This window comes from Salinicola lusitanus (genome assembly GCF_038648475.1).
Lineage (GTDB): Bacteria > Pseudomonadota > Gammaproteobacteria > Pseudomonadales > Halomonadaceae > Salinicola > Salinicola lusitanus.
The window spans coordinates 346912-361022 of the sequence record NZ_CP151919.1; the positions used below are offsets into that span (position 1 = coordinate 346912).

The 14111-nt window shown below is 66.5% G+C and carries 17 protein-coding genes; 10 read left to right on the top strand and 7 right to left on the bottom strand.

The genetic code is table 11. The annotated features are described in order from the left end of the window. The first annotated feature begins 63 nt into the window (after positions 1–63). Positions 64–999 (top strand): tetratricopeptide repeat protein, encoded by a 936-nt coding sequence (locus tag AAGT95_RS01510; RefSeq protein ID WP_342595290.1) that lies wholly within the window; start codon positions 64–66, stop codon positions 997–999. A gap of 81 nt (positions 1000–1080) precedes the next feature. Here AAGT95_RS01510 and AAGT95_RS01515 read toward each other — a convergent pair whose 3' ends face one another. Continuing rightward, positions 1081–2232, bottom strand: a complete 1152-nt coding sequence (locus AAGT95_RS01515) for a PatB family C-S lyase (RefSeq protein ID WP_342595291.1) — start codon at positions 2230–2232, stop codon at positions 1081–1083. A gap of 39 nt (positions 2233–2271) precedes the next feature. Here AAGT95_RS01515 and AAGT95_RS01520 point away from each other — a divergent pair, with 39 nt between their 5' ends. Further along, positions 2272–2718, top strand: coding sequence for a hypothetical protein (locus AAGT95_RS01520; protein WP_342595292.1), 447 nt, complete (start codon positions 2272–2274; stop codon positions 2716–2718). A 6-nt stretch (positions 2719–2724) separates the two neighbouring features. On the opposite strand, the gene AAGT95_RS01525 is transcribed toward AAGT95_RS01520, so the two are convergent. Further along, positions 2725–3057: a hypothetical protein gene (locus AAGT95_RS01525; protein WP_110707820.1), complete on the bottom strand. Its 333-nt coding sequence runs from the start codon at positions 3055–3057 to the stop codon at positions 2725–2727. Between the two features lie 85 nt (positions 3058–3142). Here AAGT95_RS01525 and ybaK point away from each other — a divergent pair, with 85 nt between their 5' ends. From ybaK to AAGT95_RS01545, 4 genes are read left to right on the top strand one after another with little or no spacing between them, the layout of a single operon-like run. After that, positions 3143–3625 (top strand): Cys-tRNA(Pro) deacylase, encoded by a 483-nt coding sequence (gene ybaK / locus AAGT95_RS01530; protein WP_342595293.1) that lies wholly within the window; start codon positions 3143–3145, stop codon positions 3623–3625. 8 nt (positions 3626–3633) lie between these two features. After that, on the top strand, positions 3634–3963 hold the full coding sequence (locus tag AAGT95_RS01535; RefSeq protein ID WP_110597879.1) for a hypothetical protein: 330 nt from the start codon (positions 3634–3636) through the stop codon (positions 3961–3963). Beyond that, positions 3932–4453 (top strand): DUF501 domain-containing protein, encoded by a 522-nt coding sequence (locus tag AAGT95_RS01540; RefSeq protein WP_342595294.1) that lies wholly within the window; start codon positions 3932–3934, stop codon positions 4451–4453. The genes AAGT95_RS01535 and AAGT95_RS01540 overlap by 32 nt, the downstream gene beginning before the upstream one ends. 57 nt (positions 4454–4510) lie before the next feature. Then, on the top strand, positions 4511–5062 hold the full coding sequence (locus AAGT95_RS01545) for a TIGR00730 family Rossman fold protein (protein WP_342595295.1): 552 nt from the start codon (positions 4511–4513) through the stop codon (positions 5060–5062). A gap of 8 nt (positions 5063–5070) precedes the next feature. Here the strand turns inward: AAGT95_RS01545 and AAGT95_RS01550 are convergent, their stop codons facing one another. Continuing rightward, the gene (locus AAGT95_RS01550) at positions 5071–6813 is read right to left on the bottom strand and encodes a lysophospholipid acyltransferase family protein (protein ID WP_342595296.1); all 1743 of its coding nucleotides are present in this window, start codon (positions 6811–6813) and stop codon (positions 5071–5073) included. Positions 6814–6929: 116 nt separating this feature from the next. Between AAGT95_RS01550 and AAGT95_RS01555 the strand changes: the two genes are divergently transcribed. Continuing rightward, on the top strand, positions 6930–7901 hold the full coding sequence (locus AAGT95_RS01555) for an NAD(P)H-quinone oxidoreductase (protein WP_342595297.1): 972 nt from the start codon (positions 6930–6932) through the stop codon (positions 7899–7901). A 65-nt stretch (positions 7902–7966) separates the two neighbouring features. Here the strand turns inward: AAGT95_RS01555 and AAGT95_RS01560 are convergent, their stop codons facing one another. Beyond that, on the bottom strand, positions 7967–8476 hold the full coding sequence (locus AAGT95_RS01560; RefSeq protein ID WP_110597883.1) for a hypothetical protein: 510 nt from the start codon (positions 8474–8476) through the stop codon (positions 7967–7969). Positions 8477–8600: 124 nt separating this feature from the next. After that, positions 8601–9116: a tetratricopeptide repeat protein gene (locus AAGT95_RS01565; RefSeq protein ID WP_110597884.1), complete on the bottom strand. Its 516-nt coding sequence runs from the start codon at positions 9114–9116 to the stop codon at positions 8601–8603. Between the two features lie 317 nt (positions 9117–9433). Between AAGT95_RS01565 and AAGT95_RS01570 the strand changes: the two genes are divergently transcribed. The 3 genes from AAGT95_RS01570 to AAGT95_RS01580 all read left to right on the top strand — a co-directional run bounded on the left by AAGT95_RS01570 (position 9434) and on the right by AAGT95_RS01580 (position 12316). Next, a complete protein-coding gene (locus AAGT95_RS01570; protein ID WP_342595298.1) occupies positions 9434–10471 on the top strand; it encodes an NADP(H)-dependent aldo-keto reductase in 1038 nt (345 codons plus the stop codon). Between the two features lie 93 nt (positions 10472–10564). Next, positions 10565–11347, top strand: coding sequence for a peroxide stress protein YaaA (gene yaaA / locus AAGT95_RS01575; RefSeq protein WP_342595299.1), 783 nt, complete (start codon positions 10565–10567; stop codon positions 11345–11347). A 138-nt stretch (positions 11348–11485) separates the two neighbouring features. Further along, a complete protein-coding gene (locus AAGT95_RS01580; RefSeq protein WP_342595300.1) occupies positions 11486–12316 on the top strand; it encodes a Tim44 domain-containing protein in 831 nt (276 codons plus the stop codon). A gap of 114 nt (positions 12317–12430) precedes the next feature. On the opposite strand, the gene AAGT95_RS01585 is transcribed toward AAGT95_RS01580, so the two are convergent. Both AAGT95_RS01585 and AAGT95_RS01590 read right to left on the bottom strand, forming a co-directional pair. Next, on the bottom strand, positions 12431–13192 hold the full coding sequence (locus tag AAGT95_RS01585; protein WP_110597888.1) for an SDR family NAD(P)-dependent oxidoreductase: 762 nt from the start codon (positions 13190–13192) through the stop codon (positions 12431–12433). 133 nt (positions 13193–13325) lie between these two features. Continuing rightward, positions 13326–14105 carry a sulfite exporter TauE/SafE family protein gene (locus tag AAGT95_RS01590; protein ID WP_342595301.1) on the bottom strand — a complete coding sequence of 260 codons (780 nt, stop codon included), beginning with the start codon at positions 14103–14105 and terminating at the stop codon, positions 13326–13328. Positions 14106–14111: the final 6 nt, after the last annotated feature.

The window sequence follows — 14111 nt, forward strand, 5'->3', positions numbered from 1 at the left end:
ATCGATACGGGACAACCCGCATAACAGTCCCCAATCTCGAATCGAACATCAAGGGTTTTTCGCATGGCTATAGTCGATCCTCGCACCGGGCAGCCGCTGACCGGCCCGGAAGAAAGCAGTCACAATGGCGCCGGCAGCAGTGTCGCCCCGGAAGACGTCATCGTCGACGTCACGCTGGAGAACTTCCAGCAGGTCGTGCTCGAAGGTTCGATGCAACACCCGGTGCTGCTGCAGAGCTGGGCATCCTGGTGCGAACCGTGCAAGAACCTCAAGCCGGTGCTCGAGAAGCTGGCCCAGGAGTACGCCGGGGCGTTCGTGCTGGCCCGACTCGACATCGAGGCGTTCCCGCAGATCGCCTCGCAGTTGGGCGTGCGTTCGGTGCCGGACGTCAAGCTCATCTCCCAGGGCCAGCTCTACGACCAGTTCCAGGGAGCGCTACCGGAAAAGCAGGTACGCGAATGGCTGGGGAAATATCTGGAAGCGCCCGCAGAGGCATCCCAGAGCCCGGAAGAGATGGCAGAGGCAGCGCTGGCCTCCGGCGACAACGAGACCGCCCAGGCCATCTATCGGGAACTGATTCAGCAGTACCCGGAGCATTACGACTACCAGATCGATCTGGCCGGCGCGCTGGTGGCCGCGGGTCAGGTCGACGATGCCAAGCTCACTCTGGACGCGCTGCCGCCGGAACATCGCGACGCCGCCAAGGCCCGCGGCGTGCGGGCCCGCATCGAGTTTGGCGAGGAAGCCTTGAGCCAGGCCGAGATCGACGCTCTCGGGGAGCGCGACGACAGCGACGCACGCTATCAACGTGCGATGCGCCGGATCGCCGACGGTGACTATGAAGGCGGCCTCGAGGCACTGCTGGCGATCATGAAGAGCGACCGCGCCTACGGCGAAGACGCCGCCCGCAAGACGCTGCTGCGCGTCTTCGATGCGTTGGGCGCGAATCACCCGCTGACGGTCGCCTATCGTCGCCGGCTGTTCGCCATGCTCTATTGATCGACGCTGGCAACGGATGGCAGAACGCCCGGCGCCGAGGTCATCGGCACCGGGCGTTTTGCTGCCCGCCCCCGGGGAAAACTAGTCGGCCAGTAGACGGTCCAGGCGCAGCAGCGCCTCCTCCAGCCAGCTTCGCGGCATGCCGAAGTTGAGCCTGACAAATCCGGGCCAGCCGAAAGCCGCCCCATCGGAAAGCGCGACACGGGCCTCCTCGAGCAGCCGCTGCTGCGGGGCGTCGGCCAACGCACTCCGGCGCAGATCCAGCCACGCTAGATAAGTCGCCTGCGGCGTCGACATCGTGACCCCCGGCCAGCGCGAAACGTGCGCTTCGACCATGGCCAGGTTCCCGCGCAACTCAGCGAGAAGCGCCTGGCGCCACGCTTCGCAATCCGCATAGGCCGCCAGCGATGCGCTGAGCCCCAGCACGTTGACGCTGGGCAGGAGACCGGCCGCCGCGGCCTGGAACCGATCGCGCAGCGCATCGTCACTGATGATCGCGCAGGCCGAGGACAAGCCCGCGATATTGAATGTCTTCGACGGCGCCCAGAACGTAATCAGTCGCGATGCCAACGCCGGGCAGAGCTGTCCCAGCGGCCGGTGTGGCAATGACGGGTCGAGAATCAGATCGCAGTGCAGTTCGTCGGAGAGCACGATCAGGTCATGGCGCTCCGCCAGTTCGGCCAGGCCCTGGAGCTCGTCGGCACTCCAGACCCGCCCGGTCGGATTGTGCGGATGGCACCACAGCAGCACCCGCGTATTCGGCCTGATGGCGGCTTCGAGCGCTGCGAGATCGAGCCGCCACGGCTCGCCCGCCGCCGCCGGCTCCGCCAGCTCGAAGGTCTGGGCCTCGCGCCCGGTGTTTTTCGCCACGCTCAGGAAGGGCGGATAGATCGGTGTCGCCGTGAGCACGCCCTGCCCCGGCTCGCTGAAGGCCATGGCGGCCAGATTGAGTGCCGGTACCACGCCGGGCACCCAGTACTGCCACCCGGCTTCGATCGGCCAGTCGTAGTGATGCCGACTCCATTCGCAAAGGGTTTGCTTCAGCGCGGCGGAAACATCACCGTAGCCGAACACGCCGTGCTCGACGCGGGCCTCCAGCGCGGAGAGAATCGCCGGTGGCGAACGGAAATCCATGTCGGCCACCCACAGCGGCAGCACGTCCTCCTCATACTGCTGCCACTTCTTGGTCGGATGCTGGCGGCGATCGATACGCGTGGCAAAATCGAAATTCACGATAGTGATCTCATCATCGAAATGAATGGATTGACGAACATGTGCGAGCGGCCTGACGAGACTTCTTCCCGACCGTTCTACGCTCGGGTCCTGGCCGGCAGTTCGAAACTGGTCGGCCACTGGCTGATGCTGGGCCAGGCGAACCCGGATCGTCTGGCCATGATTCTGGCCGATACCGCGCGCATCGCCAAACTGGGCGAGCCCGAGTCGACGCCGGACGGCGTGACGCTCACCCACTGGAGCGGTGACGCCACCCCGCCGCGCTGGGCGGCCAGAACGGCGCTGTTCCTGCTGGTGCAGATGCCTGCCAAGCCGCTGCCCCGGGATCACGACGAAGCCTGCGCCTGGGCCTACTGCTGGCTGCACAATCGAGAGTTCGAGGCCTGCGAGACGGCGCATGCCAGCTTGCCGGAGCACTTGCGCGACTGCCTAGCGGCGCCGCTGGCCGAGGCCTGGCAGGACTATCGCGGCCTGCGGCTGATTTGATGCCGGTCAGCGACCGGCACCGCGCGGCGGCGACTTCGGTACGAAACCCGCGGGTTTGCTGCCCAGCCATTCGGCGAAGGCACGAATATCGGGATGCGACAGCAGCGCCTCGCGACTCGCATAATGGTCGGCGAGTTCGCGTTCGCTCAGCGTGCGGTGGAGATGGGAATGACACGGTCGACAGACCCACAGTACCGCCGCGCGCATCCGCTCGAGGCCATGACGCTTACGATAGCGCGGCTTGCGGTGCAACGTTCGGGGTATGAGATGATGACGCGTCAGCGGCGCGGAACGTTGGCACAGCGCGCAGCGCTCGGTCATCCCGGCATCCATCACCATCGACAGGGAGTCTCCATAGCGTGATCAGCTTAGAAACCTCCACGGGCTTCTCGCAACCCGTCCCGGCAACAGTGGCCGTCACGCCATGACCCCCGCGATCCGCCTGCTCGAGTCACGCGGTGTGGCCCACCAGGTTACCAGCTACGAAGTGGCGAGCGACGCCGACACCCAAGGTTCCTACGGCCTCGATGCCGCCCGGGCGCTCTCGCTACCGCCGGCCAGCGTGTTCAAGACGCTGCTCGCCCAGCTCGACGACGACCGCCTGGTGGTCGCCCTGGTGCCCGTCGATGCCACGCTGGATCTCAAGGCGCTGGCCAAGGCCGCCGGCGTCCGCAAGGCGCGGATGGCGGATGTCCCGATGGCCGAGCGTGCCACCGGCTACCTGGTCGGGGGCATCAGCCCGCTGGGCCAGAAGAAGCGCCTGCCAACCTTTCTCGACGAAAGCGCCTTGAAGCTCGAGACGCTGCACGTCAGCGGCGGCAGGCGCGGGCTGGAACTGTCGCTGGCGCGCCATGACCTGATCGCCCTGACCGCGGCCCGCACCGCGGATCTGGCGCGGCGCGGGTAGCCCTTCGCATGTCGATCGACTTCGACCTGTGGATCGACCCCGACGACCTCGATCGCCATCGCGCCGTCGAGCGCGTGCTGGAACACTACTTCATGGAGCGCCTGGCCGATTATCCCCATCTGCGTTTGCCGGGTCCCGATCCCTACGACTATGATGCGCCGTTCAATCGACTGCACACCGTGCTGGTCGAGCGCGCCCGCGACTATCTGCTGCGCGAATACCTCTACTCGCCCACGCCGATGCAACTGAGCCAGGCCTTCTATCGCGCCGTGGCTCGTTCCAACAAGGTCATACTGGATTCCCCCGATGGTGATTCACACCGATCAGAACCCGACTGACGCCCAACTGGCGATCATCGCCGAGCAGCTGGGCCGCCCTCCCCGCGGGCTCGAGGCGGTCGCCGCCACCGATGGCCAGGGGCGCCCGCTGGTCCTGCGCATGGCGCCGATCGTCGACGACGCGCCCTTTCCGACGCTCTACTGGCTCTCCTGCGAGCGCCTCAAGGTGGTGCTGTCACGCCTCGAAGCCAGCGGTGTGATCAAGGAGCTGGAGGCGCGTCTGCAGCAGGACCCGGCGTGGCTGGCCAGTTACCACCAGAGCCACGCCGATTACGTCCGCCAGCGCTGGTCCTACATGACCGCCGAACAGCGCGCGGAGATCGAGCGGCGCGGCTTCACGCAACTGATGCGCGAACGGGGTGTCGGCGGGATCACCAACTGGGATCAGGTGCGCTGCCTGCATACCCAGTACGCCCACCACCTGTGCGGCGACAACGCCATCGGCCGCTGGCTCGATGCCGAGCACGACGTGGCCGCCAGCATTCCCTGAGCGGGGACACTGGCGGTACCTTTACACTTTCCATCGGTTTTTCTCAGGAGCGATAGCGTGCAGATCTGTGTTTACCTGGGTTCACGTGAAGGCAATGACGACCGCTTCGCCGCGGCGACGGAAGCGTTGGGTGCCGCGATCGCCAGACGCGGCTGGGGGCTGGTCTACGGCGGTGCCCGCAACGGCCTGATGGGCAGGCTGGCCAACGCCTGTCTCGCCGAGGGCGGCGAGGTGATCGGGGTGATGCCCGAGCACCTGGTCCAGCGCGAGGTCTCGCACCACGGTCTGACCCGGCTGATTCGGGTCGACAACATGCACGAACGCAAGGCCGCCATGGCTGCCCACGCCGATGCCTTCATCGCCCTGCCCGGCGGGATCGGCACGCTCGAGGAGCTGTTCGAGATCTGGACCTGGCGCTACCTCGACCTCCATCACAAGCCGATCGGCGTGCTCAATGTCGCCGACTTCTACTCGCCACTGCTGACCTTTCTCGATACCACCGTCGAACATGGCTTCCTCGATGCCTCGACCCGGCGCGCGCTGGTCGCCGACGCCGATATCGAACGTTTGCTGGACCGGTTGGCGGCGGATCGCGTCCCGGCCGCCTGACGCCGGGCTCAGCCCGCGCTCAGCGCCGGCGTCACCTCGTCGGCGCCGACATAGCGGCGCCGCTTGTCGGGCTTGAGCCGGGTGACGTCGACCACCACCAGGCCATCCACGCAGAAGCCGAAGTCGGTATCCACGCCGAACCCCAGAAAACGCACCGCACCGGGTTCGGCGACCTCGCAGTACTGCTTGTAGAGCACCGGCACGCTCACCCCCATCGCCTCCAGCTGTTCGCGCAGGCGGCGGAAGTCCTCGTCGCGATCGCCACCGTCGAACAGCCGCTCCGCCTCCAGCCGCCCGGCGTCGGAGAGCACGAACGGGGCCCGCGGCCGCACGCCCTCCTCGGGATCGCCGTAGTAGTGGCGGTAGTAGCTGATCACCAGCTCGCGGGCGCGCAGCGGCAGCGTGGCCGAGAGCGAGACCGGGCCGAACAGCCAGCGCACCTGCGGATGATGGCGCAGGTAGGCGCCCAGCCCCTGCCACAGATAGTCCAGGCTGCGCCGCCCCCAGTAGCGCGGCTGGACGAAGCTGCGACCCAGCTCGAGCCCGTGGCGCAGCTCGTCCCAGGGTGCCGTCTCGAGGTGGAACAGGGTCGCGGCGTAGAAGCCGCCGGGGCCGTGGGCGTCGAGAATCGACCCCGCCTCGCCCAGGCGATAGGCGCCGGCGATCTCCAGGTCCCGGTCGTCCCACACCAGCAGGTGGCGGTAGTAGTCGTCGAAGGCGTCGAGATCGCGCCGCCGACCGGTGCCCTCGCCGACCCGGCGGAAGGCGATCTCGCGCAGCCGACCGATCTCGCGCAGCACCACCCCGTGGGGCGGCCCCTCGACCAGTAGAATCTGCTTGCCATCCTTGGTCTCGCCCAGCCGGCGCGCCTCGCGCAGCGCTTCCCGCAGCGCCTGCCGGCTCTCCGGGTGGGCGATCGCCGCCTCGCCGCGGAACAGCCCCTTGCGCCCCTGACCCAGCCGATAGACGTGCTTGCGCAGCAGCTTGAGCGTCGCCTCCGAGCGCAGGCCCCCGCGTGCCAGTTGCTCCAGCGGCAGCAGGTCGCCGATACGCACGCGGAGCTGGCGATCGCGCTGGCGAAACATCTCGTGCGGCAGCAGCAGGGTCCCGATCTCGTCGCGCAGGGCCGCCAGGGCGTAGAACAGCCAGGAGTTGCGTCCACCCACATGCAGCGGCAGCAGTGGCGCGTTGGTGCGGCGCGCCAGATGGAGGACCCCGGCCTGCCAGCGGCGATCGCGAATGCCCCGCGGCCCGGCCCGCGAGACCTCGCCGGCGGGGAACACGATCACCGCCTCCTCGCGGTCCAGCGCCGCCTCGATCGCAGCCAGGCTGCGCCGATAGCCGCGCCGGTTCAGGTTGTCCAGTGGCAGCAGACAGGGCGCCAGCGGTTCGATCTGGGCCAGGATCGAGCTCGCCACGATGCGTACGTCACTGCGCACATCGGCCACCAGGCGCAGCAGCGCCAGACCGTCGAGCGCGCCCAGCGGGTGGTTGGCGACGATCAGCACGCGCCCGAACACCGGGATGTTCTCGCGCTCCCGCGAAGAGACGGCGTAGCCGAAGCGGAAGTAGTCGAGCACCTGTTCGACGAAGGCCAGGCCACGGGTCTCGCGGTGGCGTGTCAGGAAGTCGTTGATCTCGCGCTCGTGGATCAGGCGACGCATCAGCGCCGTGGTGCAGTGCCGCAACCAGCCAGGCAGGCGACGAAAGCCGCCGAGGTGTCGTTCGAGCAGCGCGCCGGTATCGATCATGAGCCATCCCCTCTCTCACTTGGGAGGCTGCCAGCATGGCGCTGACATATGACAACGGCGTGGCCATCGCCGGGCTGCTAGAGTGAGGGGATGCCACTATCGAGGAGAGCAAATCGATGCACGCCATCGCTATCGAATCCGGCCAACTGATCTGGCGCGAGCACGACGATCCCGGCGCGCTGGGCGCCAGTGAAGTGCGCATCGAAGTCGCCTGGGCAGGCATCAACCGGGCCGACCTGATGCAGCGTGGCGGCAACTATCCGCCGCCGCCGGGTGCCTCGGAGATCCCGGGACTGGAGGTCAGTGGAACGATCATCGAGATCGGTCGCGGCGTCGAGCGCTTCCGGCGTGGCGATCGCGTCTGCGCGCTGCTTGCCGGTGGCGGCTATGCCGAGCAGGTGGCGGTGGACGAGGCCCAGGTGCTTCCCATTCCTCAGGGCCTGGGTCTGCGGGAGGCAGCGGCCCTGCCGGAAGTCTTCGCCACCGCCTGGCTCAATCTCTACATGGAGGGCGCGGTGCAGAACGGCCAACGGGTCCTGCTGCACGCCGCCGCCAGTGGCGTTGGCACCGCCGCGATCCAGCTCTGCAAGGTCTTCGGCAACCCCTGTTTCGTCACCGCGGGCAGCGCCGACAAACTGGAGACCTGCTACCAGCTCGGGGCCGACGCCGGCTGGAACCGTCACGACGGCAGTTTCGTCGACGCGGTCAAGGCCTGGGGCGGTGCCGATATGATTCTCGACCCGGTCGGCGGCGATTACATTTCGCAGGATCTGGCCGTTCTCAACCCCGACGGCCGTCTGGTGCTGATCGGGCTGATGGGTGGAGTCGAGGCACAGGTCAACCTGGGACGCATGCTGATGAAGCGCCAACGCCTGATCGGCTCCACCTTGCGCTCGCGCTCGGCCAAGGCCAAGGGCGCCATTCTCGATGCGCTCCATGCCCATGTATGGCCCAAGCTGGCCAGCGGCGAGATCAAGCCCCTGATCGCTGGCACCTGGTCGGTGCAGGAGGCGGAGAAAGCCATGCAGCATCTGTCCGACAACACCAATACCGGCAAGATCCTGCTGAGCGTCAGCGGCGAGGGGTGAGTCGGCGAGGTACGCCAGAGCGGGTACGAAGCGTCGGCGAGCAAGGGCAGTGTTCGTGCCCGCCGCTAGTCGACGCCCAGCGTCGCCTTGTAGGTCAACTGCAGCAGCCGGGCGTCGTCGCCGGCACGATGGCGGCGGATGTCGTGCTCAGCAGCGATCCGCTCCTTGGTCTGGGCCCAGCACTCGGTCTGGGCCTCGCTCAGCAGGCGCCGCAAGGCCTCCAGCCGAAACCGCGGCAGCATGCGAGCCTGATCGAAAAGCAGCGATAGCCAGGTATTGTCGTAGCCCCAGCTATCGCTGTAGGCGATGCCGCTCGCCGCCAGTTCGTCGTTGAGCCAGCGTGCGACTTCGATCGGCGGATAACCCTCGCGGATCAGGCGAGCGCGGGATATCCCGTGCAGCAGTTCGGCCTTGGGGTCCCAATGGGTCCACTCCTGCACCGGCTGGATCAGGAATGCGCAGCGGCTGCCATCGGGTCGGGCCAGGCCGACCTCGATGGGATAACTGCCGCGGCCAAAACCGGAGGCCTCGATATCTAGCAGGGTGGGCAGCAACACGTCACGGGCTCCTTCCATGATGCCGTCTCATCTTGCGACGCCGATGATGCGCCATCATGACAGTGTTGAAGCGCGACTTCATCCCGCCACCAGGCTGCAGGAGAGGTCACGCGGCGGTAGGCCCGGATAGGTGGCGTGCGTCTCAGTGCGCCGCGAGCGCGGCGGGTGCCTCGCCGGCGGGGCTCTCTTCGCTGAGCTGGCGGGTCCAGCGCTGCCAGTCGTCCGCACGAGCGGGATCACGGGGCAGGCCCAGCTCGCCGTGCCGGTAGGCATCGGCCAGCCGCTTGGCGGCCTGGACATGACCATTCTCCCCCGCGCGGGCGTACCAGGTCACCGCGTGATGCTCGTTGGGCTGGTACTGCGAACATCCCAGCTCGTAGATGCGTCCGGCCTGGTACTGCGCATGACGATCTCCCTGCTGGGCCGCCTGCAGGACGTAGCGCGCGCCAGTGGACTTGTCACGGGGAGAGATACCCCGGTGCATCAACACCCGCCCGTAGAGCGATCGCGCCGGAACATGGCCGGCATCGGCACAACGCTTGAACCAGCGCAGCATCAATCGCTGCTTGCCCGGCGACCGCGTCATCCAGCGCGTATGGCTGAGTTGCGTGGCCAGACGGAACTCGAATCGCGTAAAGAAAGAAAACGTCTGTGGCATAACTGACAGTGACCCTGGAGACTGGGACCCGTTAACGGTCCGAACTACCGTGTCGATCTGGACGCATCTTGTTTTCTATTACCGCAACACCAGGCAACGCTCTATGGCGCGTCGGAATCGACTCTTCACAGGCGCGCTCGGCCGAGGGCCGGGCGGCGAAAGGCCGCAAGGATACGCCTGCCCGCGTGGCGACTCAACCCCCCGCGCCCAGAGCCGGTTTGCCGCTTTCCGACGGCGCCAGTAACATACGATTTCCAACGGCTTTTTCGTGACGCCTCAGGCTCGTCAACATCCGTTTTCCCCATCTGGAGCGCAACATGCAGCGACGCCCCCTTGGCAAGACCGACATGCAGGTCTCGCGCCTGTGTCTAGGCACCATGACCTTCGGCGAACAGAACACCGAGGCCGAGGCGCACGAGCAGCTCGATCGCGCCATCGCCGCCGGCATCAACTTCATCGACACCGCCGAGATGTATCCGGTGCCGCCGAAGCCGGAAACCCAGGGCCGCACCGAGGCCTATATCGGCAGTTGGTTGAAGCAGCGCGGCAAGCGCGACGAGCTGATCATCGCCAGCAAGGCGGCGGGTGCCGGACGCGGCATGGCGCATCTGCGCGGTGGTCCGCGACACACCCGCGAACAGATTCACCAAGCGCTGGATGCGAGCCTCCAGCGACTGCAGACCGACTACCTCGACCTCTATCAGCTCCACTGGCCGGACCGTCACGTCAACTGCTTCGGCCAGCTCGGCTACCTGCCGGGCGACGATAGCGACGCGACGCCGCTGGAAGAGACCCTGGGCGCACTGAAAGAGGCCGTCGACGCCGGCAAGATCCGCGCCGTCGGACTCTCCAACGACACCCCCTGGGGCGTCATGCGCTGCCTGCATCTGGCCGAGACCCAGGGCCTGCCTCGCGTGGCCAGCGTTCAGAACCCCTATAACCTGCTCAACCGCAGTTTCGAGATCGGCCTCTCCGAGATCGCCCACCGCGAGTCCGTCGGCCTGCTGGCCTACTCGCCCCTGGCCTTCGGGGTGCTGTCAGGTAAGTATCTCGACGGCCAGAAACCGCCCAAGGGCCGGCTGACGCTGTTCGAGCGCTTCTCGCGTTACACGTCGGACCTGGCGCAGGAAGCAACCCAGGCCTACGTCGATATCGCCCGCCAGCACGGCCTGGACCCGGCCCAGATGGCACTGGCCTATGTGACTTCCCGGCCTTTCGTCACCAGCAACATCATCGGTGCGACCACGCTCGAGCAGCTCGATGCCAATATCGACAGCGATGGACTCGAGCTGTCCGCCGAAGTCCTCGAAGCGATCGAGGGCGTGCATCGACGAATTTCCAACCCCTGCCCATGAAACTCGGCCCTGAGACTCGTTTTCGAAACTCGGTCCTGATGGTCGCCGCCAACGACGACCGATAACGCCACCTCCAATACGGGTAAGCGCGCCATGCTCAGCATCCTCTCTCCGGCCAAGACCCTGGATTTCGAGACGCCCCCGACGACCCGGGACGTCACCCAGCCCGATTATCTCGACCTGAGTCGCGAACTGATCGACATCCTGCGCGGCTATTCCCCCCAGCAGCTGTCGGAACTCATGGGCATCAGCGACAAGCTCGCCGGGCTCAACGCCGCCCGTTACGCCGACTGGAAGACCCCGTTCTCGCTGGATAACGCCAAGCCAGCGGCGCAGGCCTTCCAGGGCGATGTCTATGTCGGGCTGGAGGCGACCGCCTTCAGCCAGGCAGACAACGCCTTCGCTCAGGATCATCTACGGATTCTATCCGGGCTCTACGGCATGCTGCGGCCGCTGGATCTGATCCAGCCCTACCGCCTGGAAATGGGCATCCCGCTGGACAATGCCGCCGGCAAGGATCTCTACGCCTACTGGCGGGAGCGGCTGACGCCCGATCTGGACCAGGCCGTCGCCGCCAGCGGCAGCTCGACGCTGGTCAACCTCGCCTCCAACGAATACAGCAAGGCGATCGACTTCAAGAGACTCCAGGCCGACGTGGTCTCGCCGGTATTCCAGGACGAGAAGAACGGCCAGTTCAAGATCATCAGCTTCTATGCCAAGAAGGCTCGTGGCCTGATGGCCGCCTGGCTGATTCGTGAACGAATCGAGGACCCTGCGGCATTGACCGGATTCGATGTCGCCGGCTACCGCCATGAACCCGACGAGTCCAGGCCGGGCAAACCCGTCTTCCGCCGCCGCGAACGGGATCGTGAGTAGAGACACACACGACCAAAGAATCGGAGCGAAGGTCACGCCGTTCAGCTTCCATTCACGCCCGTCTGCAACAATGCCCGCAGCAACGAGTGCGCGACGTCGTCACTCGACCCGCAATAACGCTGATTTCAGGAGAACGCCATGCGTCATCTGCTCGTCATGTTGATGGTCGGTATGCTCGGCTTTGCCGCCGCCGTCGACCACGCCGAGGCTCGCCGTATGGGTGGCGGCAAGAGCTTCGGTTCTTACTCGCGCTCGGTGCAGCAGCCAACCCCGACCACGACGCGCACCAACGCATCCGCCCCGCCCCGCCAGCCCAGCGCCGGACTGTCGCGCTTCGCCGGCCCGCTGGCGGGAATGCTCGCGGGTGGCCTGCTGGCGTCGCTGTTCTTCGGTGGCGCCTTCGACGGGTTCCGGATGATGGACTTCCTGCTGATCGCACTGGTCGCTTTCATCGGCTTCCGGCTGCTGGCGGGCCGTCGACGCCACGCCCCGGCCGGCCATCGCGATGACGCTCAGGCGCATCATGACACCGGCGCCCAGCCGAGCCCGTTCATGAGCACCGGCGCGTCGGGCACGAGCACCGGCGGCATCGCCTCCGAGCCGGAGTGGTTCGATCGGGAACGCTTCCTGGCCGGCGCCAAGGAGCACTTCACCACCCTGCAGCGCGCCTGGGACAACAACGACCTGAGCCGGATCCAGGAGTACGTCACCCCCGAGCTCTACAACCTGCTGAAAGCGGAGCGCATGGAGCAGCCGGCCAACAACCGCACCGAGATCGTGCGCCTGTTTGCCGAACTCGGCAGCGTGCAGGAGTTCAAGGACGAAGCCGAAGCCACGGTGCTGTTCCACGGCATCGTGGAGGAGAATGGCGAGGAGAACGAGTTCAACGAAACCTGGCACCTGAAGCGGGCGCTGCGTGACGGTGCACCGTGGTACGTCCAGGGCATCGAGCAGAATCCGAACGCCTGACAAGTTTCGCCCCATCCTCGACGAGAAGACCCGAGCCCTGCACTGACAGGCTCGGGTCTTTCTCATGGTGGCGTCACTGGCGCCATCAGCGCCGGGATGGCGACGCGCTCCCCCTCAGTCGTCGCGATCGATCGCGAACGCCGACCAGGCCTGGCGTGTCGGCATCACTTCCAGACGGTTGAAGTTGATGTGCGGGGGCAGCGTCGCGATGTAGAACATCTGCTCCGCGATGTCCTGGGCAGTCAGCGCCGTCGTGCCCCGATAGAGGTTGTCGGACGCGGTCTGATCGCCGCCAGTGCGCACCAGCGTGAACTCGGTTTCGGCAATACCCGGGGCCAGGTCGGTGACCCGCACGCCGGTACCCAGCAAGTCGCAGCGCAGGTTATAGCTGAACTGCTTCACGAACGACTTGGAAGCGCCGTAGACATGGCTGCCCGGATACGGCCACTGGCCGGCGATGGACCCCACGTTGATGATCGTCGCGCCTTCTCCCACCTCGATCAGCGTCGGCAGCAGCGCATGGGTCACGTTGACCAGCCCGGTCACATTGGTATCGATCATGGTGTGCCAGTCCTTCAGCGCGACCTTCTGGGCCGGCTGAGGCGCCAGCGCCAGGCCGGCGTTGTTGACCAGCGTGCGCACTCGCTTGAAGCCTTCGGGCAGATCGTCGACCGCCCTCTGCACGGCTTCGTCGTCGCGCACGTCGAGCACGATGGTATGCACCGCCACCTTGTCGGCCAGCTCCGCCTCGAGTGCATCGAGGCGTTCGCCACGACGCCCGGACAGCACCAGCGACCAGCCGGCTTCGGCGAAACGATGGGCCGCGGCACGCCCGAACCCGGAAGTGGCACCGGTAATGAAAGCAACATCGCTCACAGCATTCTCCTTGTCTGACTTCGAGTGACCGGACGCACGACCGCGTCCTTCGTTAACGACTGAAATTCATCCTGACACCCCCTCGCCACGCAGGGTCTACCCTGCGATCACGAGACGCGGGTGGCGGCCAGCCCTACAGGATTTCCCGAGCCAGCACCCATATCGATAGCACGATCAACAGCGGCGCCACGGTGACCTTGAGCGAGCGCGGCGGTGAACGCTCGAAGGCCCACTGCCCCAGTCCATTGCCGAGCAGGGCTGGCACCAGCAGCCACGCCGCCCGAGACAGCGTCGTCCCGTCCAACCCTCCGGCCAGCCCGAGCCCGATCAGCGACGCGCCACTGCTGGCAGCGAAGAACAGGATAGCCGTCGCTCTCAGTACCACCGGACGCATCCGCTGGTGCAGCAGATAGAGCATCAACGGGGGGCCACCGGAGGAGGCCAGGGTCATGCACAGCCCGGATATCCCCCCGGCGGCGATGCTCGATAGCCGACCGGGCGGCGGCGTTGCCCCCCCGCTCGTCGCAATATCGGTGGCCGCGAGCGCCTGGGACGGTTCACGACGCCACAGCAGCGCCAATGCCCCCGCCAGTGCCAACAGGGCGATCGAAATCCGCATGGGTGAAGCCGGGATGGAGGTGATCAGGCTCACGCCGACGACGGTCGCGACCAGCATGCCAAGCAGAAGGCGACGCAGGCGTGGCCAGTCGGCGAGACGACAGGCTCGCCGCCACAGCCCGACACTGGTGATCAGATCGAGCAGCAGCGCCAGCGGCACGGCCTCGATCGGCGGCAAGAACAGCATCAGCCCCAGCGCCATCAGCATCGCGAAACCGAATCCGCAGTAACCTCTGACGAGACCGGCAAAGCATGCCAGGGCGACGGCCGGCCACAACAGGGGCATCGATGACATCGGCGG

Bases quoted from the DNA above. Each gene is read 5' to 3' on its own strand.
- AAGT95_RS01550 (WP_342595296.1), bottom strand. From the start codon at position 6,813: ATGATCGATACCGGCGCGCTGCTCGAACGACACCTCGGCGGCTTTCGT.
- AAGT95_RS01525 (WP_110707820.1), bottom strand. From the start codon at position 3,057: ATGGTGATGGATGCCGGGATGACCGAGCGCTGCGCGCTGTGCCAACGT.
- AAGT95_RS01580 (WP_342595300.1), top strand. From the start codon at position 11,486: ATGCGTCATCTGCTCGTCATGTTGATGGTCGGTATGCTCGGCTTTGCC.
- AAGT95_RS01540 (WP_342595294.1), top strand. From the start codon at position 3,932: ATGGTGATTCACACCGATCAGAACCCGACTGACGCCCAACTGGCGATC.
- AAGT95_RS01565 (WP_110597884.1), bottom strand. From the start codon at position 9,116: ATGCCACAGACGTTTTCTTTCTTTACGCGATTCGAGTTCCGTCTGGCC.
- AAGT95_RS01510 (WP_342595290.1), top strand. From the start codon at position 64: ATGGCTATAGTCGATCCTCGCACCGGGCAGCCGCTGACCGGCCCGGAA.
- ybaK (WP_342595293.1), top strand. From the start codon at position 3,143: ATGACCCCCGCGATCCGCCTGCTCGAGTCACGCGGTGTGGCCCACCAG.
- yaaA (WP_342595299.1), top strand. From the start codon at position 10,565: ATGCTCAGCATCCTCTCTCCGGCCAAGACCCTGGATTTCGAGACGCCC.
- AAGT95_RS01535 (WP_110597879.1), top strand. From the start codon at position 3,634: ATGTCGATCGACTTCGACCTGTGGATCGACCCCGACGACCTCGATCGC.
- AAGT95_RS01570 (WP_342595298.1), top strand. From the start codon at position 9,434: ATGCAGCGACGCCCCCTTGGCAAGACCGACATGCAGGTCTCGCGCCTG.
- AAGT95_RS01560 (WP_110597883.1), bottom strand. From the start codon at position 8,476: ATGGAAGGAGCCCGTGACGTGTTGCTGCCCACCCTGCTAGATATCGAG.
- AAGT95_RS01520 (WP_342595292.1), top strand. From the start codon at position 2,272: ATGTGCGAGCGGCCTGACGAGACTTCTTCCCGACCGTTCTACGCTCGG.
- AAGT95_RS01555 (WP_342595297.1), top strand. From the start codon at position 6,930: ATGCACGCCATCGCTATCGAATCCGGCCAACTGATCTGGCGCGAGCAC.
- AAGT95_RS01590 (WP_342595301.1), bottom strand. From the start codon at position 14,105: ATGTCATCGATGCCCCTGTTGTGGCCGGCCGTCGCCCTGGCATGCTTT.